Origin of the sequence: Streptomyces sp. NPDC008086, assembly GCF_042957325.1 — a bacterium.
Classification (GTDB): domain Bacteria; phylum Actinomycetota; class Actinomycetes; order Streptomycetales; family Streptomycetaceae; genus Streptomyces.
Window position 1 is genome coordinate 129,330 of sequence record NZ_JBIBIA010000005.1, and the last position, 21,239, is coordinate 150,568.

The window sequence follows — 21,239 nt, forward strand, 5'->3', positions numbered from 1 at the left end:
ATGGGATTCGCACCCGCGCTCCACTCGGAGTGGCTCAAGATCCGTACGCTCCGCTCGCTGCCGGGAGCGCTGCTCGCACTGGTGGCCGCCACCACGGCGTTCTCCGCCCTGGCGGGCTCCGACGGCAGTTCCGATCCCGGGTTCGACCCGCTGTTCACCGCGCTGTCCGGTGTGCTGCCCGGCCAGATCGCGGCCATCTCGTTCGGCGCGATGGCCGTGTCGGCGGAGTACCACGGGGGTGCGCTCCGGCTGACGCTCGCCGCGGTGCCGCGGCGCGGACGGTGGTTCGCCGCCAAGGTGACGGCCATCGCCGTCCCGGCGCTGCTCGTCGGGCTCCTCACCGCGTGCACGGCGCACGCCGTGGCACGCGCGGGGCTGGGGCCGGCGGCGGACGGGGTCACGACGGGCGAGCAGGTGCGTGGCGTCCTGGGCTGCGGGATCTACCTCATGCTCATGGCCCTGTTCGCGGCGGGCCTGACCGCCGTGCTCCGCGGCGCAGTGGCCACGCTCTCCCTCCTGATCCCGTTCATCCTCGTGGTGTCCTTCGTCATCGGGGACGCGGCGGGCACCGTGGCCGACTTCCTGCCCGACAAGGCCGGGCAGATCGCCCTGCACCAGACGTACGACGGCACCCTCGGACCGTGGTCCGGCCTGGCGGCGACCGCGCTGTGGACGACGGCCGCGCTGCTCGCGGGGGCGTGGAGCGTGCGGCGGCGGGACGCCTGACGGCACGCCAATTGTCAGTGGGGCCGGGTTTACTGGAACGCATGAACATCGCACGGCACATCGCCCTCATCGACGAGTTGTGCTTCCGCCCGTTCGCGGCGGGGCACACCTCGTCGAACGGCGACGAGAGCGGCCCCGGCTACCACGTCGTGGTGTTAGAGAGAGGTCACGGCGACTGCGGGGCCCGTGCGGAGACCGTGGAGCAGTACGAGAAGTACCGCGACGCCCTGGAGGAGCGGCTCGCGGACCGCTGGTCAGAGACGGCCCCCTACAACCTCCAGACGGTCTCGCTGCGCACCGGGCAGGAGGAGATACCCGAGCCCTGGGCCTCGCTCAGCGCCCGCGCCCGCGTGGCCTGCCTCTGGGAAGCGGAGGGGACGGGCCGTTGGGTCGCGGTCTGCGTCGCCGACCTGGACGAGGCCGACGACGTGAAGCTGCTCGGCGTGGCCACGGAGATCGCTCCGCCGTGACCAGGGGCCAGGCGTCGCCGTGATCCGTCAGCCCTCGCCACGGCCTCCTGTCCTCGCCGTGATCCGTCAGACCCCGCCACGACCCCCTGCCCTCGCCGTGATCCGTCGGAACTCGCCACGCCCCGCCGACCTCGCCGTGATCCGTCACGCCTCGGCCGCAGCCCGCAACCGCCCGAACTCCTCCGCCATCGTCGCCGCCGTCCAGTGCGCGTTGAGCCCGCTCGGATTCGGCAGCACCCACACGCGCGTGTCCCCGATCGTCCGCTCCTGCGGACCCACCCGGGCCTTGCGGTCGTCGAAGGCCGCCCGATAGGCGGTGACCCCGACGACGGCCAGCCAACGCGGCCGCAGCCGAGCCACCTTGGTCGCCAGCAGCCGCCCGCCCTCGCGGTACTCCTCGGCGCTCAGCTCGTCGGCCCGTGCGGTCGCCCGCGCCACGACGTTCGTGATGCCGAGACCGTAGGACAGCAACTCACCCTGCTCCGAGGGCTTCAAGAGCCTCGGCGTGAACCCCGACAGATGCAGCACTGGCCAGAAGCGGTTGCCGGGGCGGGCGAAGTGGTGGCCGGTCACGGCCGTCATCAGACTGGGGTTGATGCCGCAGAACAGCACATGGAGACCGTCCGCGACGACGTCCGGTACCAGACGGTCGCGAGCGGCCTCCAACTGCTCGGCGGTGAAGCGCGCCATGCCGTACGACGCGCTAGAGGATGGCCCCGGGCGTGTAACCGGCGGCCTCCGGGCGCTGCTTCACGATCTCCTCGACCCGGCCGACCACGACGCCGACCTGGTCGGCGGCGGCACCCGTGAAGGAGAGCTTGTCGGCCATGAGCGCGTCCAGCTGGGCGCGGTCCAGCGGGATGCGCTCGTCGGCGGCCAGCTTGTCCAGCAGCTCGTTGCGCTCGGCGCCCTGCTCGCGCATCGCCAGCGCGGAGGCGACGGCGTTCTCCTTGATCGCCTCGTGCGCGACCTCACGGCCGACGCCCGCGCGCACCGCGCCCATCAGCACCTTGGTGGTGGCGAGGAACGGCAGGTAGCGGTCCAGCTCACGGGCCACGACCGCCGGGAACGCGCCGAACTCGTCCAGCACCGTCAGGAACGTCTCCAGCAGACCGTCCAGCGCGAAGAACGCGTCGGGCAGCGCGACCCGGCGCACCACCGAGCAGGACACGTCGCCCTCGTTCCACTGGTCGCCCGCCAGCTCACCGGTCATCGAGGCGTAGCCGCGCAGGATGACCATGAGGCCGTTGACGCGCTCGCAGGAGCGGGTGTTCATCTTGTGCGGCATCGCGGAGGAGCCGACCTGGCCCGGCTTGAAGCCCTCCGTCACCAGCTCGTGCCCGGCCATCAGCCGGATCGTCTTGGCCAGCGAGGACGGCGCGGCGGCCAGCTGCACCAGCGCGGTGACGACCTCGTAGTCGAGGGAGCGCGGGTAGACCTGGCCGACGGAGGTGAACGCCTGCGAGAAGCCCAGGTGACCGGCGATCCGGTCCTCCAGGTCCGCCAGCTTCGAGGCGTCCCCGCCGAGCAGGTCGAGCATGTCCTGCGCGGTGCCGACCGGGCCCTTGATGCCGCGCAGCGGGTAGCGGCCGAGGAGCTCCTCGACGCGGCCGTAGGCGACGAGCAGCTCGTCGGCGCCCGTCGCGAACCGCTTACCGAGCGTGGTGGCCTGCGCGGCGACGTTGTGCGAGCGGCCGGCCATGACCAGCTCGCCGTACTCGGCTGCCAGCTTGCCGAGGCGCGCCAGCACGGCCACCGTACGGTCGCGGATCAGCTCCAGCGAGAGCCGGATCTGGAGCTGCTCGACGTTCTCCGTGAGGTCGCGGGACGTCATGCCCTTGTGCACGTGCTCGTGCCCGGCGAGGTCGTTGAACTCCTCGATCCGGGCCTTCACGTCGTGCCGCGTGACCTTCTCGCGCTCGGCGATCGAGGCCAGGTCGACGGTGTCCAGGACACGCTCGTAGTCGGCGAGCGCCTCGTCCGGCACCTCGATGCCGAGGTCCTTCTGGGCCCGCAGCACGGCGAGCCAGAGCTGCCGCTCCAGCTTCACCTTCTGCTCGGGGGACCAGAGCGTGGCGAGCTCGGTGGAGGCGTAGCGTCCGGCGAGGACGTTGGGGATGCGGGGCTTGGCGGGCGCAGAAGTCACGTGTACGGAGTTTACCCGGCGCCCGGCCGGCCCCGGTCGGCCGTCCGGCGCTGAGCGCCCCAGGTCAGAGCCGCTCCACGTGCCGTCCGTCCACCGGACCACGAGACCGCCGCGGGACCGGCGCCGGGTATTGACGGGAATTGGTCCCGTGGGCGCCGATGTCGGCGGGCGATCGGGTGAATTCCCTGGCAGTCGTCGCGTCCTCGCTTCCTGGGGCCTCCCTCTCTCGTTCATAGTCTGCACGTCGTGGCGATTGTGAACGTGCGGCATCACGGCTTCTGCGACGACCGTCGGCTTCCCCATTCCGCCCGAGAGAGAGAAAACGAGAATGCGACAGGCCCTCACCAGGGGATTGATTGTGGCCGCCGCCACGACGAGCGCCCTTTCTCTGTACGGCACATGCGCGTCCTCGGCCCCACGCGTGCAGGGGACCGTGGTGAACTCCGCCTCCGCACTGTCGGGCCGTACGGATCCATGGGGCTCGGAGGGGCTGGACGAGCTGGACGACAGGCTCGCCAACATGCACGACAAATTCGGCAGGATGCACGAGCGAATCGGCGAGATGCAGGACAAATTCGGTGCGCTGAACGAAGAGTTCAGCCACATGGGGGCGTCCGAGCCGAGTTCTGAGAACAGCACCCCCGGATATGGGAACTCCGGCTACGGAGCCGACCGGCCGAGCAGCCAGGGCTATGGCACCGACAAGCCGACCGGCCACGGCTACGGCGCGGAAAAGCCGACCCAGCAGGGTTACGGCGCCGAAAAGCCGAGCGACAGTGGTTACGGCACCGAAAAGCCGAAGGACCACGGTTACGGCGACGAGAAGTCGAGCGGATACGGCCGCGACGACGAGAAGTCGAGCGGCTACGGGAAGGGCTACGGCTACGGCGACGAGCCGAAGGACCAGGGCTACGGCGAGGAGAAGTCGGGCGGGTACGGCTACGGCGAGGAGAAGTCGGGCGGGTACGGCTACGGCGAGGAGGAGCCCCACGGCTACGGCGCCGAGGAGTCGCAGGAGGACGGCTACGGGTACGGCTATGGCGAGGACTCGCCCGGCGAGCCCACCCCGCCGCCCCACGAGCACAAGCCGACCCCTCCGTCCAAGACGCCCCCGGGGAAGGAACACCCGCACATGCCGGAGACCGGCGTCGAGGTGGGCAACGTCGTCGGAGGCATCGCCGCCAGCGGTGCGCTGCTGGTCGCGGGGACCGTCCTGTACCGGCGCAGTCGCGCCGCGTCCCGTCGGTCGTAAGAAGGCTCAGGGTGCCGGGCGGACAGCCCGGCACCCTCGTGCTGTCCAAACCCGCGGGCCGCCCGGGTCTACGCCGCCGGACCCTCATAGGGCAGCAGCTCCGGCCGCTTGGCCGGCAGTCCGTCGCCGGAGGACCGGCCCGTCAGCCGCCGCCCGATCCACGGCACCAGGTGCTGCCGGGCGAACCGGGCGTCCGCGACCCGCCGCGCGACCCACCCGGGCGGTGGCGTGGCCGGTATCGGTGTACGCCACCCGGTGTCCTCGGGGTCGTAGCCGAGCCTCTGCCACACCGCCTCCGCGACCCGGCGGTGCCCCTCGGCCGTCAGATGCAGCCGGTCCACGTCCCACAGCCGGGGGTCGCCGAGCGACGGCGCCCCGTACAGATCGACGACGATCGCGCCGTGCCGCTCCGCCAGCTCGTCGACGCAGACGAACAGCTCCTCCATACGCGGCCGGAACCGCTCGAGGACCGGCCCCTGCCGCCCCGGGCTGCGCATCAGCACCAGCTGGCGGCACGACGGGGCGAGCTTCTCCACCGCCTCCTCCAGGAGGCCGCGCACCCGTCCCATGTCGCACTTGGGCCGCAGTGTGTCGTTGAGCCCGCCGACCAGAGTGATCACGTCGGCACCCATCGCGGCCGCCACGTCGACCTGCTCCTCGATGATCTGCCCGATCAGCTTCCCCCGCACCGCGAGGTTGGCATACCGGAATCCGGGTGTCCGGGCGGCCATCCGTCCGGCGAGGAGGTCGGCCCAGCCCCGGTAGGTACCGTCCGGGAGCAGGTCCGACATGCCCTCGGTGAAGGAGTCGCCGACCGCGACCAGGCTGCTGTATGTGGGGTTCGTCTGCATGGCGACACACATGGTAGCCCGAGGACCATACCCATCGGTCGGTCGGCCCGGCCGGATCCTCAGGCGCGCTGCCCGAACAGTTCCCGCAGCACGTCCTCCATGGTCACCAGCCCCGCCAGCCGGCCGTCGCCGCCCAAGGCGGCCGCCAGGTGGGTACGGCTGCCGCGCATGGCCGTCAGGACGTCGTCGAGCGGGGTGCTCTCCCGGACGCGAGCGATGGGGCGCATGTCCCGCACCTGGAAGGGCACGTCCCGCGCGGGGGCGTCGAGCGCGTCCTTCACATGCAGGTAGCCGACGATCCGGCGGCCCTCGTCCACGACCGGGAAGCGGGAGAAGCCCGACTCGGCCGACAGCGCCTCCAGCTCCTCCGGAGTGACGCCCACGCGCGCGTAGACGACGCGTTCCAGCGGCAGGACCACGTCGCGCACCGGTCGGCGGCCCAGTTCCAGGGCGTCGTGCAGCCGCTCGCGTGCGCGCTCGTCGATGAGACCGGCCTCGCCGGAGTCCCGGACCAGCCGGGCCAGCTCGGCGTCCGAGAAGGTCGCCGTGACCTCGTTCTTGACCTCGACGCGCAGGAGCTTCAGCAGCGTGTTGGCGAAGGCGTTGATCGTGAAGATGACCGGCCGCAGCGCCCGGGACAGCGCGACCAGCGGCGGGCCGAGCACCAGCGCGCTGCGCACCGGCTCGGCCAGCGCGATGTTCTTCGGCACCATCTCGCCGAGCAGCATGTGCAGATAGGTGGCCAGCGTCAGCGCGATCACGAAGGAGACCACGTGCCCGGCGCCCTCTGGCACGCCCACCGCGTGGAACACCGGCTCCAGCAGATGCTCGATCGCGGGCTCCGCGACGACACCGAGGACCAGCGTGCACAGGGTGATGCCGAGCTGGGCGGCCGCCATCAGCGCGGACACGTGCCGCAGACCCCACAGCACGCTCTTGGCGCGCCGGTCACCCCGGTCGGCGTACGGCTCGATCTGTGAGCGCCGCACCGAGATCAGTGCGAACTCGGCGCCGACGAAGAAGGCGTTGACGACCAGCGTCAGAAGGCCGATGAACAGCTGTACGGCGGTCATCGCCCGCCCTCCTTCTTCTCGTTCCGCTCGTACCTCTCGCCCTGTTCGTGGCTGTCGCTCTCCGGCGCGTCGTCGAACGGCGCGTGCAGCAGCACCCGGGCCGCCCGGCGACCCGCGGCGTCCACCACGTCGAGCCGCCAGCCGGCCACCTCGACGCGGTCACCTACAGCGGGGATACGGCCCAGCTCCGTCGCGACCAGACCGGCCAGCGTCCCGTACGGCCCCTCAGGCACCCTCAGGCCGACCCGCGCGAGCTGGTCCATCCGTGCCGATCCGTCAGCCGAGTACAGCTCCCGGCCCTCCGCGTCACTGCCCGCGTGGGCGAGGTCGGGCGTCTCGTGCGGGTCGTGCTCGTCCCGCACCTCGCCGACGACCTCCTCGACGATGTCCTCCAGCGTGGCCACGCCCGCCGTGCCGCCGTACTCGTCGATCACCACGGCCATGGTGCGCTTGCCGGACAGCCGGTCGAGGAGCCGGTCGACGGTGAGCGTCTCGGGGACGAGCAGCGGCTCGCGCATCAGCTCGGCGACGCAGACGCGGGGTCGGCGTTCGGCGGGCACCGCCAGGATGTCCTTGATGTGCGCGGTGCCCACGACCGAGTCGAGGCTGCCGCGGTAGACGGGGAACCGGGACAGCCCGGTCGCCCGCGTCACGTTCGCCACGTCCTCGCAGGTCGCCTGTGTCTCCAGGGCGATCACCTGGACGCGCGGGGTCATGACGTTCTCCGCGGTCAGGTCGGCCAGGTTCAGGGTGCGGACGAAGAGCTCGGCGGTGTCCGCCTCCAGGGCGCCCTCGCGGGCCGAGTGCCGGGCGAGGGCGGCCAGCTCCTGGGGGCCGCGCGCGGCGGCCAGCTCCTCGGTGGGTTCCACCCCGAAGCGGCGCACTATGCGGTTCGCCGTGTTGTTGAGGTGAGTGATGAAGGGGCGGAAGACCGCGCTGAACCAGCGCTGCGCGTTGCCGACCGTCTTCGCCACGGCCAGGGGTGAGGAGATCGCCCAGTTCTTCGGCACCAGCTCGCCGACCACCATCAGGACGATCGTCGACAGTGCCGTACCGATCACGAGCGCGATCGAGCCGGAGGCCGACTCGGAGACGCCGAGCGACTCCAGCGGGCCCGCGATCAGCTTGGCGATGGACGGTTCGGAGAGCATGCCGACGACCAGGTTGGTCACCGTGATGCCGAGCTGGGCGCCGGAGAGCTGGAAGGTCAGGTTCCGTACGGCCTTCAGTGCGCCGGAAGCGCCGCGCTCGCCGCGCTCGACGGCCCGTTCCAGCTCGCTGCGCTCGACCGTGGTCAGCGAGAACTCGGCCGCGACGAAGGCACCGCAGGCGAGCGACAGCAGGATCGCCACCAGCAGGAGGATCACTTCGGTCATCGGGTCACCTCCGTCCCATGGTCGGTCAGGGCGGGGAGGATCGCGCGATGTCGGGTACTGGGAGGCTCGTCCATGGGCGGACGCTCACACCTTTCACGGGAGGACCGAAGTGGTCCACCAATAGTAAAGGATGGGCAAAGCGCCTCGTCCTGGCCGTCGTGCCCGGCTCAGCCGGTCAGGTGCTTCACCCATCGGCGCCACTTGTCCTCGGGCGCGTACCCGGCAGCGCGCCAGGCATGGTGCGCGGTCTCGTTGCGCTGGAGGACCATCGCGTCGCCACGGCGCCCGCCGAGCCGTACGAACCTGTCCTCGGCCGCGGAGAGCAGTGCCGAGCCGATACCCCGCCGCCGGCGCTCCGGATGGACGGCGAGCCGGTACAGATGGCAGCGCCAGCCGTCGAAGCCCGCGATCACCGTGCCGACCAGTTCCCCGTCCAGCTCCGCCAGGATCAGCGCCTCGGCGTCGCGGGCGACCAGCCGCTCCACGCCCTCCCGGTCGTCGCTGATGCTCGTGCCCTCGGCGGCCGTCTTCCAGAAGGCCAGCACGGTGTCGAGGTCGTCGGCCGCAGCGGCCCGTATCCGCAGATCAGTCATGCCGTGATCACATCACGGAGCCACCGGAGCGGACCCGGAATTCCAGCATCCGGACGGCTACTCGCCGCGCAGTCGCGCCAGCACCGGTGCGAACGCCTCCATGCTCGGCTCGAGGACGGTCAGATAGGTGAACCCGAACCGCTCGCGCTGCGCCAGCACTTGCGCGGTCATCTCCTCCACGGTGCCGATCAGACCGATGGGCAGCTCCAGGACCTGGTCCGGGGTGAGGTAGGGGATCCGTTCCATCAGGGGCTGTACGGCGGCCTCGCGGTCGTCGGTGTCGATCACGAACTGGATCAGCAGGTTCAGCTCCGTCGGCTCCGCGTTCTCGCGGCCCGCCGCCGCAGCCAGCTCGCGGTACAGCGCGACCCGCTCGTGCAACTCGTCGGCGAGCATGACCTCCAGCTTGCCCGTCGAGCTGCCCCGCACCGAACGCGCGCCGGTGAAGGCCGCGATGTCGGCGTGCTCGGCGGTCAGGCGCAGCACACGGTCGCCGTTGCCGCCGACGAGCAGCGGCACCCTGGGTTTCTGTACCGGCTCGCTGGTGCTCCTCGGAGGCGAGCAGCCGGTACACCTCCTCGATCGTGCGCAGCAGATGGTCCACCCGCTCGCCCGGGGACAGCCACGGCAGCCCCGCCGTGTCGTGCTCGGCCTTCACATAGCCGGTGCCCAGGCCCAGTTCCAGTCGCCCGCCTGTGAGGGCGTCGGTGGTCGCGACCTCGCGGGCGAGCAACGCCGGGTTCCAGAAACCGGCGTTCAGCACGAACGTGCCCAGCCGTGGCCGCCGTGTCGCCTCGGCCGCCGCGACCAGGGCCGGGAACGGCGCGGGCATGCCGAGATGGTCGGGGACCAGGATCACGTCGTAGCCGAGTTCCTCGGCCCGCCGGCACTTGGCCCGCCACTCGTCGGCGGGGGCGGAGGTCATCAGGTTGACGCCGAAGCGGAACGGACGCGGGCTTTCCGGTTGCGACACGAACTCTCCTCACCTTCAAGGGACTTGAGTGCCTGCCGCGATTCCATCACTCGTGCGCGATGGCCGCCAGTACATTCATGCGCGAGGCACGCAACGCGGGCAGCAACGCCGCCACGACGCCCACCACGGCCGAGCCGATCACCACCGCCACGATCGTGCCCCAGGGGATCGCCAGCGCCGTCATGCCCTGCAACGCCAGCACCTGCTGCGTGCACACGCCCCACACCAGCCCCAGCGCGAGCCCCAGCACCGCGCCGAACACGGCGATCACCACCGACTCCAGCCGGATCATCCGGCGCAACTGCCGCCGGGCCAGCCCGATGGCCCTCAGCAGCCCGATCTCCCGGGTGCGCTCGACCACCGACAGGGCGAGGGTGTTGACCACGCCGAGCACCGCGATGATGATCGCGAGGCCGAGCAGGGCGTAGACGAGGTAGAGCAGCACGGCGATCTGGTTGTGGACCAGCTCCTTGTAGTCGGCGATGTCCCGGACCTGCACCTGCGGATACGGGTCGAGCGTCTGCTCCAGGCCGGCCCGCAGGTCGTCGGCGCTCGTGCCGGAGGCGGCGTTGACGTACACGGCCGCGTCCTGCCCGCCCGGCGCGTACTTCTCCAGCGTGCCCAGGCCGAAGTAGATCCCGCCCTGGCTGCCGAACCCGTCGGCGGACTCCTGGTCGGTGAGGGCGCCCACCGTCAGCTCGGCCCGCCGGCCGCCCTGGAACTCGACGGGGACGGTACTGCCGACACGTACGCCGTGGTCCTCGGCGAAGTCCTTGTCCATGGCGAGGCGCCCGTCCGCGAGCGCGGCCGCGCTGTCGCCCCGCGCGTACGTGATGTGGGCGACCTCGTCGAGCTCGGGCTCGTAGGCCGCCGCGGTCGTCTTCACCCGGTCGCCGTCCGGGAGGCGCACGGCGATCGTCGCGAACTGCGAGCGTACGACGAGGCCCACGCCCTCGGTGTCGCGGATCCGGTCGGTGATCTCCCGGGGGAAGGGCACGAAGTTGCTGTTCTGCACGACGAAGTCGGCGCCCAGGGTCTTGTCGATCTGCTGGTCGAACGACTTGGTCATCGAGGCGCTGGCCACCGACATCCCGCCGACCAGCGCCAGGCCCACCATCAGCGCGGCGGCGGTGGCACCGGTACGGCGCGGATTGCGCAGGGCGTTGCGCTGGCTCATCCGGCCGACCGAGCCGAACAGCGCGGGGAAGGCCCCGCCGAGGACGCGGATCACGGGCCGTACGAGCAGGGGTCCGGCGATCACGGTCGCGATCAGGGTCAGGACGACGCCGAGGCCCAGCAGGGACGCCGACGTCGACGTCTTCTGCGACACGGCACAGCCCGCCAGCGCCGCCGCACCCGCCGCCCCGACCACCGAGCCGACGACCGCGCGCAGCCTCAGCGGCCGTCCGATGTCGGCGATCTCGGCGTCCGACAGGGCCGCCATCGGCGAGACACCCGCCGCACGCCGGGCCGGCAGGTAGGCCGCGACGAAGGTGACGCCCAGGCCGACGACGTACGCGGTCACCGGCGTGCCCCAGCCGATGACCATCTCGGTCGCCCTGATGTTCATGCCCATCAGGCCCATCAGTCTGATGAGTCCGACGGCCAGCCCGATCCCGGCCGCGAGGCCCAGCGTCGAGCCGACCAGGCCGAGCAGCAGTGCCTCGGTCAGGACCGAGCGCCGCACCTGGCGCCGGTCGGCGCCGAGGGCCCGCAACAGGCCCAGCTCGCGGGTGCGCTGGGCGATCAGCATCGAGAAGGTGTTGACGATCAGGAAGACGCCCACGAGGACGGCGACACCGGCGAAGCCGAGCATCACGTACTTGATGATGTCGAGGAATCCGCCGAGCTGTTCGACGTCCGACTCGGCCTGTTCGTCGGCCGTACGCAACTCGTACGTGCCGGTGTCGGCGCCGGCGTCCGCGCCGAGCGCGTCGGCCACGCGCCGCTTGAGGTCCGCGTCGCTGACGCCGTCGGCGGCGTCGAGCGAGACGGAGGTGGCCGCCCTCGGGTCGCCCAGCAGCTTCGTCCCCGCCACCTCGGTGTCGAAGAAGACCAGCGCGGCACCGGGGTTGGTGGTGGTGAAGGTGACGATGCCGACGACCTCGACCGGGAAGGAGCCCTCCTGCCCGATGACCGTGAGCCGGTCGCCGATGCCCACGTCCTTGCTGTCGGCGGTGTCCGCGTCGATCAGCACCTGCCCGTCGCCCTTCGGGGCGTGCCCGGCGGTGAGCTCCACGGGGCTGCGCTCGGTCGGGTTCCAGGCGGTGCCGATCGTCGGGGCGCCCGTGGTCGGGCCCACCGACTCGCGGTCCTCGTCGGCGACGGTGAGGCCCTCCACGTCGACCTCGGCGCGTGCCGCGGCGACCCCGTTGACCTGGGCCAGACGCTCGGCGAGCGAGGCCGGCAGGGTCAGCGTCCGCCCCGAGGGCAGGGTCTCGTCGAGAGTATCCTTCGGTGTGACGGTGACGTCGGCCGCGGTCGAGGCGAAGAGCCGGTCGAAGGTGCGGCTGACGGTGTCCGAGAAGATCAGGCTGCCCGCGACGAACGCCACGGACAGGATCACCGCCAGCGCGGAGAGCAGCAGCCGTCCCTTGTGGGCGAGGAAGCTCCTGAGCGTCGCCTTGAGCACGGGGTCAGCGCTCCTCGGATGCCGTGGGTCCGCCGTCGTCGGACCGGCCGCGGATCCCCTCCTGACCGTGGAGGCCCTCTTGGCCGCGGATCCCGTCGAAGCGCTTCATACGCTCCAGTACGGCCTCCGCGGTCGGCCGCTCCATCTCGTCCACGATCCGCCCGTCACCCAGGAAGAGCACCAGATCGGAGTGGGCGGCGGCGCCCGGGTCATGGGTGACCATGACAACGGTCTGCCCCAGCTGGTCGACGGCCTCGCGCAGGAACCCGAGCACCTCGAGGCCGGCCCGGGAGTCCAGGTTGCCGGTGGGTTCGTCGGCGAAGATCAGCTCCGGGCGGGAGGCGAGCGCGCGGGCGCAGGCGACGCGCTGCTGCTGGCCGCCGGACAGCTGGGACGGCCGGTGCCCGAGACGGTCCCGCAGCCCGAGCGTGTCGATGACCTGGTCCAGCCACTTCTCGTCGGGCTTCCTGCCCGCGATGTCCATGGGCAGCGTGATGTTTTCGGCCGCGTTCAGGGTCGGGATGAGGTTGAACGACTGGAACATGAACCCGATCCGGTCCCGCCGCAGCCGGGTCAGCTCACGCTCCTTCAGCCCGGTGATCTCGGTCCCGCCGAGCCACACCTGCCCCGCAGAGACGTTGTCGAGCCCCGCCAGACAGTGCATCAACGTGGACTTCCCGGACCCCGACGGTCCCATGACCGCCGTGAAGCGGCCACGCGCGATGTCCACGTCCACGGAGTCGAGGGCGAGCACCGTCGTCTCGCCCGAGCCGTACGCCTTGGTCAGGCCGCGGGCGCGGGCCGCGGTCCCGTCGGCCGACGTGGGGCCCTGGGCGTACCGGGCAGCTGCTGTGGACAAGACCGCCTCCTCGAGGGAAGGAACGACTCACCGTCACCGCCGAGCGTAATGTGATCCACGGCACACCCGGTATCCATCCAAGGTCCCGGTCGGTCTCCGCCCCAGGTCGGGCCCCTGATATCGATGTAAGGGGCACGCTCCGTCTCCGGAGTGACTCCTTGCCGCTGCTAGCGTTCGAGCGCTAGCTTTGAGGTATGGCGAAGACCCAGCTGAACGTGAGAGTGGACGAGGGCACCGCCCGCGCGGCACGCGAACGCGCCCTGGCCCGCGGCATGAGCGTCAACCGCTACATCGAGGAGCTGGTCAGAAAGGACACCGGAGAGGTCGGGCACACTTTCGTCGACGCCGCCGCCGACTTCATGAAGCAGTACGAGTCCGTCTTCGCCGAGGAGTTCGGCGCGGAGCACGAAGGTCGTCGCTGATCCTTGAGCAATCTGAACATCGACCTCGCCTGGCTGCTCATGCTCGCCGAGAAGAGGACCCCGGGGGACCCCCAGGTCACCGACTGGGGAGCCCTGGTCGCCGCCGTCGCCCGCCACCGTGCGGAGATATTCGACACCCCCGTCTACGACAGCCCGCAGGCCCGCGCCGCGGCCCTGCTCCAACTCCTCATCCACGTCCCGGCCCTGGAGCGCTCCAACGCGCTGTTCGCCTCTGCCGTGGCCTACGCCTACCTGGTCGCCAGCGGCCTCAAGGTCGTCACCTCGCCCGAGCAGGTGCGCGATCTGGCACGCCTGGTCAAGAGCGGCGAGGCCTCGGTCGAGGACATCGCGCGCGAACTGCGGCAGTGGAGTCTGTGACGCGGGTCCGGGACGCGCGGCCGTGACGCGGAGGCTGTGAGACGGGTTCCGCGAGGCGGGGCCGTGGTCAGCCGGACCGCTCCTCCGTCGGCCGCCACGCCGTGCCCAGCACGCAGTACGACGACGGGAGCACCGGCCCGTTCTCCGGCATCATCACCTGCCGGCACGGGCCGAGTTCGAACCCCGCCCCGCGCAGCGCCGCCACCGGATCACGCGAGACATGACAGCCACCGCTCACCAGTGGCCACACCGTCCGGTCCAGCGCGCGCTGGGTGAGGAGCATCGCGCGCCCGCCGCCCCGGCCGTGCTCGAAGAACCGCACCACACCGCCCGGCCGCAGCACCCGCCGTACCTCACCGAGCGCCCGCGGCACGTCCCGCACGCTGCACAGCACCAGCGAGAGCACCACCGCGTCGAAGGCCTCGCTCTTGACCGGCAGCGCCTCGGCCGCGCCCGGTACGACATCCACCGGGACCTCGGCGCGCAGGGCGGACTCCACCGCCAACTGCCGCAGCAGACGCTCCGGTTCGATGGCGACGACCTCCGACACCGCTCTCGGGTAGTGGGTGAAGTTCAGGCCGTTGCCCGCGCCGATCTCGATCACCCGGCCCGACAGCCCGGCCAGCAGCCGGTCGCGGATGTCGCCCATGCCCATCCGCGTCTCGGCGTTGACACTCATCCGGGCGTAGAAACGGGCGAACAGCGGGTGGTGCACGGCACCCCGTGACACCTTGCCGGAGCCGGCGGACCGTACGGCCATGGGGACCTCCCGGGTGGGACGGGGCTCACCCTGATTGTCCCCCGTACGGGGCCGACGCACCCCCCGCCGCCGCGGTGGCCGTCCTTTCCGGCCGGGCCGGAGATCAGCCGATGAAGTTCCGGACCTGCTCGTACACGCCCTGGTCGTTGTTCATGTCGGTGTGCGAGACACAGCCGACCTCGACGTTCGTGGCGCCGCTCAGGATCGCGGTGGTGTCCGGAGTGAGCGCGTCGTCGCAGTTCGACCAGTAGCTGGCGTACGACACGCCGCCCGGGGTCTCGTCCCCGGAGTTCAGGGCGGACAGGAACGAACTGCCGGTGTTCATCTCCGCGCAGGACGTGTACAGCCACGCGCACCACGAGGCGGTGGTCGTGCCGTGGTTCACGCCGGCCGTCGAGACGAAGTCGTCCACGTACGACGTCCCGCCGAGGTTCTTCAGGTAGTAGCGGGAGCTGAGCGCGCCCATGGAGTGGACGACCAGGTCGACCTTGGCGGCGCCGGTCCGGGCGAGCACGTTCTTGATCTCGGTTGAGAGCTGCTGGGCGGTGGTCGCGTTCGACTTGGCCCAGTCGTACGACACGGCGTCCAGTTCGGCGGATGTGTAGCCGTCCGCCTTGAAGTAGCCGATCCAGTCGTCCCAGCTGCTCGCCGAGCTGCTCAGGCCGTGCACGAAGACGACGGGGTCGTGGGTGGCGGCGTGCGCGGGTGTGGGGGAGAGGGTGAGTGACAGAAGGAGCGATGAGGCCAGGGCCGTGAGGGCCGTGGCCATGCGACGCGTGCGGCGCTGCATGATGCCTCCTGAAACGTGTGGGGTTGTCAGGAGTGTCGAGCCGGGTCTACGCGCGCCGCATCGGCGAAATCGCCGGTCTTTACGGTTCAATTAACTCGCCAGTAACGTCATTTGCGTGGTGACTCCGGTGAACCCCCCGCCTCTTGACCGCACTTCGCCACCGCCGATCACGCAGGCATGGCGACAACTGGCCGCGACGCTCCCCGAAGGCGTCCGCGTCCGGCTGCTGCGTGCGGTGTACGGCGATCCGCGCGCCGCCGTCGAGTCGGTCCCGCTGCTGACCGACCGCCAGACGACGGGCCTCGACCCGCTCCCGACGGAACCCGCCGAACTGGCCCCGGTGCTGCTGCGTGAACGCCGGGCGGAGATCCGGGCGTTGCCGGACGACACGCGGCTGTTGCTGCTGCTCGCCGCGGCCGATCAGTACCCGGTCGCCACGGACGCCTTCCTGCGCGCCGTCACCGCCGCCCGACTCGACACCCGCTGCCTGGAGGCCGCCGAGGCGGCCGGGGTCGCGCACGCCGGTGCGGGCGGGGTCGTGTTCCGGGACGCGTGGACGCGGGTCGCGGCCTACGAGAGCGGCTCCCCGGCCGACCGCCGCGACGTCCACCGCCTGCTGGCCCGCGTGCTGGGCGGCGCGGGCGGGACACCGTGGCGTTCCTGGCACCGGGGCGCGGGGGCGCTCGGGCCCAGCGCCCGGCTCGCGGCGGAGCTCGGCGCCGCCGCGCACAAGGCGGCCACCGGGGGGCGGCTCCTCCTGGCCCGCGCCCTCGCCGAGCGTGCCGCCGCACTGTGCCCCGACCCGCCCGGGCAGACCCGTCTGATCGCCCTGGCCGCCGCGTACGCCTGGCAGTCGGGCGACGGCGACCGGGCCCGCCGACTGGCCGCCGCCGGCGCGGACGACGCCCTGACGGGCGTGCTCGCCCTCCGGGCGGGGAACGCGCCGGAGGCGTTCGACGCGTTGCTGACGGGGGTGGCGCGGGTGGGGACGGGCACGCCGGGCGGGGGCTCGCGGCCGACGGGTGCCGCTGCCGACGACGTGCGCCGTGCCCCGTCGGCGGAAGCCGCCTCCGACACGGGCTCCAGACCGACGACCAAAGCTCGCCCCGCAGCGCTGGACGCCTCAACTCCCCTCATCCCCACCGACGTTGCCCGCCCCCTCGCCGCCCCCGCCGACGCCGATCATCTCCTCGCCCGCGCCACCGAAGCCGCCATCTACACCGGAGACGTACGCCGCCTGCGTGAGGCCGCGCGGGTCGCCGACCGCCTCGGCGTCGTTCCGCCCGGCACGCTCGGCGGGCTCGTGGCCGCGTTCGACGGGCGGTACGGCGACGCCCGCGACCTGCTGAGGGCGGCGGTCGGACAGTGCGGTCCCGGCGGTGATCCGACCGTCCTGATCCACGCCGGGATCGCCGCGCTGCTCCTCGGCGACCACACCCGCGCGACCACGGCGACCGTGCGCGCCGCTGCCTCCGCGAGGGCGCGGGGCACGCCGGTGGCCGTGGCGCAGGCGATGGAGTTCCGGGCGTACGCCGACTTCTGGACGGGCCGGCCACGGGCCGGCGAGGCCGCTGCCGTGGACGGGCTCTGGCAGGCCCACGCCACCGGTCAGGACAACGGGGCCTGTCATCTCCAGGCAGCCCTCGCGATGTTCGCGGCGCTGACCGGAGAGGCGGACCTGTGCCGCGAACGAGCCGCCACGGCACGGTCGTACGGCCTCGCCCACGGCCTCGGACTGCCCGCCGCGCTCGCCCAGTGGGCGCTCGCCTTCCTCGACCTGAGCAGTGGCCGCTTCGCCGCCGCCGCGGCCCGGCTGCGCGCCCTGGCCGGGTTCGGCCCCGGACACGGCCACCGGGCCGTCCGTCATCTCGCCACCCCGCACTACGTCGAGGCCGCCGTCCGCACCGGTGACACCCGGGTCGCCCGGGTCGCGCACGCCGACTACGACCGCTGGGCGAGCACCGTGCGCAGCCCGGACGACCTCGCCCTCAGCGCCCGCTGCCGCGCCCTGCTCGCCCCCGGCGCGGACGCCGTGGACCACTACCGCACCGCCCTCGGCCTGCACTCCCACGGCACCCGTGACTTCGAACGCGCCCGCACGGAGCTGCTGTTCGGCAGCGCCCTGCGCCGACTGCGCCGCCGCACGGAGGCACGCGACCGGCTGCACAGCGCCCTGGAGGCGTTCGACTCCTTCGGAGCCCCGCACTGCGCGGCCCAGGCCCGCACCGAACTGCGCGCCCTCGGCGCACCCGCCGCCCCCGCCCCCGACACCGCGGACCACCCCTCGACCCGCCTCACGGCCCAGCAACTGCTGATCGCCCGGATGGCCGCCGAGGGCGCCACCAACCGCGAGATCGCCGCCCGCCTCGCCCTCAGCCCCCGCACCATCGACCACCACCTGCGAGGCGTCTTCACCCGCCTCGGGATCCGTTCCCGCATCGAACTGGTGCGGATCGTCGCCGACGCTGGGGAAGGGGAGCCGCTCTAGCGCGAACCCGGTGTCCGACCCGTCGTCGGACAGGGCCTCAGGGCGCCTCCCGCACCCGGGAACCACCCGCGTCAACCGCCGGGTGCTGGCACGCACAGCCCATCGCCGCCGCGGGGTCCGCCCCGCCGGGCGGACGACGGGAATTGTCAGACAGGCCCCCTAGGGCGCTTCCCGCACCCGGAAGCCATCCGCGTCCCACGTCCCGAACAGCCGGGGTGCCAGCCAGCCAGGCGCCCCGGCACGGAAGTCGGCCGGGGCCAGTGCCCCCGCGCCCGCCGGGACCGCGCCCAGCAGCGGTGCCGCCGCCACGTCCGGGAGGTCCGCGACGTTGCAGCGGGACGCCAGATCCGGTGCCTCGGGCCAGCTGCCGATCACGACGCCGAGCAGGTCCAGGTGCCGACGGCGCAGTTCGCGGGCGGACAGCTCCGTGGTGTTCAGGGTGCCCAGGCCGGCCGACGCCACCACCAGGACCGGTGCCGCCATCAGCTCGGCCGCGTCGGCGAGCGTGCTGCCCGCGTCGTCGAAGCGGACCAGCAGCCCGCCGGCCCCTTCCACCAGCACCAGGTCGTGCTCGGTGGCCAGCTTGGCGGCGGCCTCGGCGATCTCGTGCGGACGCACCGGTGGGAGACCGGCCCGGCGCGCGGCCGTCGCCGGGGCCAACGGCTCGGGATAGCGGGCGACTTCCGCCGTGGTCACGGCGCCGGCCAGCCGCGCGACCTCCGCCGCGTCCCCGCGCTCGTCCGGCGCGACCCCCGTCTGCGCGGCCTTCAGCACCGCCACCGAACGGCCCGCGGCCACCGCGGCCGCCGCGACCGCGGCGGTCGTGACCGTCTTGCCGACCTCCGTGCCCGTGCCCGTGATCACCAGTACCGGCATGTCAGCCCTCCCGAGCGGCCGCGCACACCGCGCGGGCGATCCGTGCGACGTCCGCGTCGCCCGTGACGTACGGCGGCATCGTGTAGACGAGGTCGCGGAACGGCCGCAGCCATACGCCCTCACGCACGGAGGCCGCTGTCGCCGCCCGCATGTCCACCGCGTGGTCGAGTTGGACGACCCCGATGGCGCCGAGGACACGGACATCCTTCACACCCGGAATGTCCGCCGCGGGGGCCAGCCCTTCCCGCAGGCCCGTCTCGATCCGCTTCACCTCGGCCACCCAGTCCTGCCCGAGCAGCAGCTCGATCGAGGCGCAGGCCACCGCGGCCGCCAGCGGATTGCCCATGAAGGTCGGGCCGTGCGCCAGCACCGGCACCTCGCCCCGCGAGATCCCGTCGGCCACCCGTGAGGTGCACAGCGTGGCCGCCAGCGTCAGGTATCCGCCGGTCAGCGCCTTGCCCACGCACATCACATCCGGCGTCACCCCCGCGTGCTCCGCCGCGAACAGCGCGCCCGTACGTCCGAACCCGGTCGCGATCTCGTCGAGGACGAGCAGGACGTCGTGGGTGTCGCAGGCCTCGCGCAGCACCCGCAGATACGCGGGGGAGTGGAACCGCATGCCGCCCGCGCCCTGCACGACCGGCTCGACGATCACCGCGGCCAGGTCGTCGGCGTGCCGCTCGATCAGCGACCGCAGCCGCTCGGCGTACGACTCGTCGTACTCCACCGGCGGCGGGTCCGCGAACACCTGGCGCTGGAGCACGCCGGTCCACAGCTCGTGCATCCCGCCCTCGGGATCGCACACCGACATCGGCTGCCAGGTGTCGCCGTGGTAGCCGCCGCGCCAGGTCAGCAGCCGCTGCTTGCCCGGGCGGCCCAGGGAACGCCAGTACTGCAGGCACATCTTGATGGCGACCTCGACCGACACCGACCCGGAGTCGGCGAGGAAGACGTGCTCCAGACCATCGGGCGACATGTCGACAAGGAGCTTCGCCAGCAGTACGGCGGGCTCGTGCGTGAGCCCGCCGAACATCACGTGGCTCATCCGCGCCAGCTGTTCGTGCGCGGCCTCGTTGAGCACCGGGTGGTTGTAGCCGTGGATCGCCGACCACCAGGACGACATGCCGTCGACCAGCTCGCCCGAGCCGTCCGCCATCCTCAGTCGCACCCCGCTCGCCGACTCCACGACGAGCGGTTCGGCGCGGCCGGGCATGGGTCCGTACGGATGCCACACGTGCCGCCGGTCGAGTTCCAGCAGCTCGGGAACGGTCAGCTCGGGCACGGTGCGCGCGTCAGGCATTGGGCGCGAGGTCCGTGCCGGCGCCCCGGCGGCGTACGGCGACCAGGTCGGTACGCGGCTCGGTGACGGCCGGTGCCGCAGCCGCCGTACCGCACACCCCGCCCCCCTCGTGACTTCCGCACCCGACGCCATCGTGCCCACCGCACCCGGCGCCTTCCTCGGACCCGCAGCCCGCGCTCGCGTGCGAGCCGCAGCCGCCGCCCCCGGCCGTCGCCCGGTGCTCCGGCAGCGTCACCTGGTCGGCGCCCTCCACCTCGAACCCGGCGTCCGCGATCATCTCCAGGTCGGCCTTGCCGGCCTGCCCCTCGGTGGTCAGGTAGTCGCCGAGGAAGATCGAGTTGGCCAGGTGCAGGGCGAGGGGCTGCATCGTGCGCAGATGGACCTCGCGGCCACCCGCGATGCGCACCTCGACGTCGGGGCAGACGAACCGGACCATCGCCAGGATGCGCAGGCAGCGCTGCGGGGTGAGGTTCCACTCCTTGGCCAGCGGGGTGCCCTCGACCGGGATCAGGAAGTTGACCGGCACCGAGTCCGGGTCCAGCTCGCGCAGCGAGTAGACGACGTCGACCAGGTCCTCGTCGCTCTCGCCCATGCCCGCGATCAGGCCGGAGCAGGCGGACAGACCGGCCGCGTGCGCCTTGTTCACGGTGTCGACACGGTCGGCGTAGGTGTGCGTGCTCGTGATCTCGCCGTAGGTGGCCTCGGAGGTGTTGAGGTTGTGGTTGTAGGCGTCCGCGCCGGCCTCGCGCAGCCGCTCCGCCTGGCCGTCGGAGAGCAGACCGAGGCACGCGCACACCTCGACGCCCTCGTTCTCGTCCTTGATCGCCTTGATGGTCTTCGAGACGCGGTCCACGTCACGGTCGGTCGGGCCGCGCCCGGACGCCACGAGGCAGACCCGCTTGGCGCCACCCGCCAAACCGGCGGCCGCGGCCTGGGAGGCCTCCTCGGGCTTGAGCCAGGTGTACTTCAGGATGCCGGTGGTCGAGCCGAGGCGCTGGGAACAGTAGGAGCAGTCCTCGGGGCACAGCCCGGACTTCAGGTTGACGAGATAGTTGAGTTTCACCCGTCGGCCGAACCAGTGCCGGCGCACCTTCCCGGCCGCGGCCACCACATCGAGCAGGTCGTCGTCGGAAGTGGCGAGGACGGCCAAGGCTTCCTCGCGGGTCGGCAGCTCGCGCCGAAGCCCCTTGTCCACCAGCGTGTTCAGCAGGTCCATGGGAGCTGATCCTTACGCACGGAGGGCCTCCGAGCCAAGGAGACTTCGGACAACCCTG

The 21,239-nt window shown here is 72.1% G+C and carries 19 protein-coding genes and 1 pseudogene; 6 read left to right on the forward strand and 14 right to left on the reverse strand.

All coding sequences use genetic code 11. The annotated features are described in order from the left end of the window. Nucleotides 1-726 carry an ABC transporter permease gene (locus ACFZBP_RS18480; protein ID WP_391414297.1) on the forward strand — a complete coding sequence of 242 codons (726 nt, stop codon included), beginning with the start codon at nucleotides 1-3 and terminating at the stop codon, nucleotides 724-726. Nucleotides 727-767: 41 nt separating this feature from the next. Beyond that, nucleotides 768-1,196, forward strand: coding sequence for a hypothetical protein (locus tag ACFZBP_RS18485; RefSeq protein WP_391414299.1), 429 nt, complete (start codon nucleotides 768-770; stop codon nucleotides 1,194-1,196). A 144-nt stretch (nucleotides 1,197-1,340) separates the two neighbouring features. Here the strand turns inward: ACFZBP_RS18485 and mug are convergent, their stop codons facing one another. Continuing rightward, nucleotides 1,341-1,886, reverse strand: coding sequence for a G/U mismatch-specific DNA glycosylase (gene mug / locus ACFZBP_RS18490; protein WP_391414301.1), 546 nt, complete (start codon nucleotides 1,884-1,886; stop codon nucleotides 1,341-1,343). 13 nt (nucleotides 1,887-1,899) lie between these two features. Continuing rightward, nucleotides 1,900-3,342, reverse strand: coding sequence for an adenylosuccinate lyase (gene purB, locus ACFZBP_RS18495; protein WP_383453681.1), 1,443 nt, complete (start codon nucleotides 3,340-3,342; stop codon nucleotides 1,900-1,902). 436 nt (nucleotides 3,343-3,778) lie between these two features. Between purB and ACFZBP_RS18500 the strand changes: the two genes are divergently transcribed. Continuing rightward, a complete protein-coding gene (locus ACFZBP_RS18500) occupies nucleotides 3,779-4,594 on the forward strand; it encodes a hypothetical protein (protein WP_391414303.1) in 816 nt (271 codons plus the stop codon). Nucleotides 4,595-4,662: 68 nt separating this feature from the next. On the opposite strand, the gene ACFZBP_RS18505 is transcribed toward ACFZBP_RS18500, so the two are convergent. From ACFZBP_RS18505 to ACFZBP_RS18535, 7 genes and pseudogenes are all read right to left on the reverse strand, one after another. Next, on the reverse strand, nucleotides 4,663-5,445 hold the full coding sequence (locus tag ACFZBP_RS18505; protein WP_391414305.1) for an SGNH/GDSL hydrolase family protein: 783 nt from the start codon (nucleotides 5,443-5,445) through the stop codon (nucleotides 4,663-4,665). A gap of 59 nt (nucleotides 5,446-5,504) precedes the next feature. Beyond that, nucleotides 5,505-6,518, reverse strand: a complete 1,014-nt coding sequence (locus ACFZBP_RS18510; RefSeq protein WP_383453686.1) for a hemolysin family protein — start codon at nucleotides 6,516-6,518, stop codon at nucleotides 5,505-5,507. Next, complete coding sequence (locus tag ACFZBP_RS18515; protein WP_391414307.1) at nucleotides 6,515-7,894, reverse strand: CNNM domain-containing protein; 1,380 nt, start codon at nucleotides 7,892-7,894, stop codon at nucleotides 6,515-6,517. The genes ACFZBP_RS18510 and ACFZBP_RS18515 overlap by 4 nt, the downstream gene beginning before the upstream one ends. 167 nt (nucleotides 7,895-8,061) lie before the next feature. After that, on the reverse strand, nucleotides 8,062-8,487 hold the full coding sequence (locus ACFZBP_RS18520) for a GNAT family N-acetyltransferase (protein WP_391414309.1): 426 nt from the start codon (nucleotides 8,485-8,487) through the stop codon (nucleotides 8,062-8,064). A gap of 57 nt (nucleotides 8,488-8,544) precedes the next feature. Further along, a pseudogene (locus ACFZBP_RS18525) lies at nucleotides 8,545-9,412 on the reverse strand (LLM class F420-dependent oxidoreductase). A 94-nt stretch (nucleotides 9,413-9,506) separates the two neighbouring features. Further along, nucleotides 9,507-12,092 (reverse strand): FtsX-like permease family protein, encoded by a 2,586-nt coding sequence (locus ACFZBP_RS18530; RefSeq protein ID WP_391414311.1) that lies wholly within the window; start codon nucleotides 12,090-12,092, stop codon nucleotides 9,507-9,509. 4 nt (nucleotides 12,093-12,096) lie between these two features. Then, nucleotides 12,097-12,951 carry an ATP-binding cassette domain-containing protein gene (locus ACFZBP_RS18535; protein ID WP_391414313.1) on the reverse strand — a complete coding sequence of 285 codons (855 nt, stop codon included), beginning with the start codon at nucleotides 12,949-12,951 and terminating at the stop codon, nucleotides 12,097-12,099. Nucleotides 12,952-13,145: 194 nt separating this feature from the next. Between ACFZBP_RS18535 and ACFZBP_RS18540 the strand changes: the two genes are divergently transcribed. Both ACFZBP_RS18540 and ACFZBP_RS18545 read left to right on the forward strand, forming a co-directional pair. Beyond that, nucleotides 13,146-13,373, forward strand: a complete 228-nt coding sequence (locus tag ACFZBP_RS18540; RefSeq protein ID WP_030053911.1) for a hypothetical protein — start codon at nucleotides 13,146-13,148, stop codon at nucleotides 13,371-13,373. Nucleotides 13,374-13,376: 3 nt separating this feature from the next. After that, on the forward strand, nucleotides 13,377-13,751 hold the full coding sequence (locus ACFZBP_RS18545; RefSeq protein ID WP_062722877.1) for a hypothetical protein: 375 nt from the start codon (nucleotides 13,377-13,379) through the stop codon (nucleotides 13,749-13,751). A gap of 67 nt (nucleotides 13,752-13,818) precedes the next feature. Here the strand turns inward: ACFZBP_RS18545 and ACFZBP_RS18550 are convergent, their stop codons facing one another. Further along, nucleotides 13,819-14,511, reverse strand: coding sequence for a class I SAM-dependent methyltransferase (locus ACFZBP_RS18550; protein WP_383453697.1), 693 nt, complete (start codon nucleotides 14,509-14,511; stop codon nucleotides 13,819-13,821). A 103-nt stretch (nucleotides 14,512-14,614) separates the two neighbouring features. Beyond that, nucleotides 14,615-15,301: an esterase/lipase family protein gene (locus ACFZBP_RS18555; RefSeq protein ID WP_383453699.1), complete on the reverse strand. Its 687-nt coding sequence runs from the start codon at nucleotides 15,299-15,301 to the stop codon at nucleotides 14,615-14,617. 115 nt (nucleotides 15,302-15,416) lie between these two features. Here ACFZBP_RS18555 and ACFZBP_RS18560 point away from each other — a divergent pair, with 115 nt between their 5' ends. After that, entirely contained in the window at nucleotides 15,417-17,789 is a 2,373-nt protein-coding gene (locus tag ACFZBP_RS18560) for a LuxR C-terminal-related transcriptional regulator (protein ID WP_391414316.1), read from the forward strand. 159 nt (nucleotides 17,790-17,948) lie between these two features. Here ACFZBP_RS18560 and bioD read toward each other — a convergent pair whose 3' ends face one another. The 3 genes from bioD to bioB are packed head-to-tail and all read right to left on the reverse strand — an operon-like array spanning nucleotide 17,949 to nucleotide 21,181. After that, entirely contained in the window at nucleotides 17,949-18,665 is a 717-nt protein-coding gene (bioD, locus tag ACFZBP_RS18565; RefSeq protein WP_391414318.1) for a dethiobiotin synthase, read from the reverse strand. Between the two features lies 1 nt (nucleotide 18,666). Beyond that, complete coding sequence (locus ACFZBP_RS18570; protein WP_391415093.1) at nucleotides 18,667-19,947, reverse strand: adenosylmethionine--8-amino-7-oxononanoate transaminase; 1,281 nt, start codon at nucleotides 19,945-19,947, stop codon at nucleotides 18,667-18,669. Between the two features lie 10 nt (nucleotides 19,948-19,957). Further along, nucleotides 19,958-21,181, reverse strand: coding sequence for a biotin synthase BioB (gene bioB, locus ACFZBP_RS18575; protein WP_391414320.1), 1,224 nt, complete (start codon nucleotides 21,179-21,181; stop codon nucleotides 19,958-19,960). Between the last annotated feature and the right edge of the window lie 58 nt (nucleotides 21,182-21,239).

What these genes read in the sequence shown, in the direction of transcription:
- ACFZBP_RS18480 (WP_391414297.1), top strand. Translation starts at nt 1, where the DNA reads ATGGGATTCGCACCCGCGCTCCACTCGGAGTGGCTCAAGATCCGTACG.
- ACFZBP_RS18485 (WP_391414299.1), top strand. Translation starts at nt 768, where the DNA reads ATGAACATCGCACGGCACATCGCCCTCATCGACGAGTTGTGCTTCCGC.
- mug (WP_391414301.1), bottom strand. Translation starts at nt 1,886, where the DNA reads ATGGCGCGCTTCACCGCCGAGCAGTTGGAGGCCGCTCGCGACCGTCTG.
- ACFZBP_RS18505 (WP_391414305.1), bottom strand. Translation starts at nt 5,445, where the DNA reads ATGCAGACGAACCCCACATACAGCAGCCTGGTCGCGGTCGGCGACTCC.
- ACFZBP_RS18510 (WP_383453686.1), bottom strand. Translation starts at nt 6,518, where the DNA reads ATGACCGCCGTACAGCTGTTCATCGGCCTTCTGACGCTGGTCGTCAAC.
- ACFZBP_RS18515 (WP_391414307.1), bottom strand. Translation starts at nt 7,894, where the DNA reads ATGACCGAAGTGATCCTCCTGCTGGTGGCGATCCTGCTGTCGCTCGCC.
- ACFZBP_RS18520 (WP_391414309.1), bottom strand. Translation starts at nt 8,487, where the DNA reads ATGACTGATCTGCGGATACGGGCCGCTGCGGCCGACGACCTCGACACC.
- ACFZBP_RS18540 (WP_030053911.1), top strand. Translation starts at nt 13,146, where the DNA reads ATGGCGAAGACCCAGCTGAACGTGAGAGTGGACGAGGGCACCGCCCGC.
- ACFZBP_RS18550 (WP_383453697.1), bottom strand. Translation starts at nt 14,511, where the DNA reads ATGGCCGTACGGTCCGCCGGCTCCGGCAAGGTGTCACGGGGTGCCGTG.
- ACFZBP_RS18555 (WP_383453699.1), bottom strand. Translation starts at nt 15,301, where the DNA reads ATGCAGCGCCGCACGCGTCGCATGGCCACGGCCCTCACGGCCCTGGCC.
- bioD (WP_391414318.1), bottom strand. Translation starts at nt 18,665, where the DNA reads ATGCCGGTACTGGTGATCACGGGCACGGGCACGGAGGTCGGCAAGACG.
- bioB (WP_391414320.1), bottom strand. Translation starts at nt 21,181, where the DNA reads ATGGACCTGCTGAACACGCTGGTGGACAAGGGGCTTCGGCGCGAGCTG.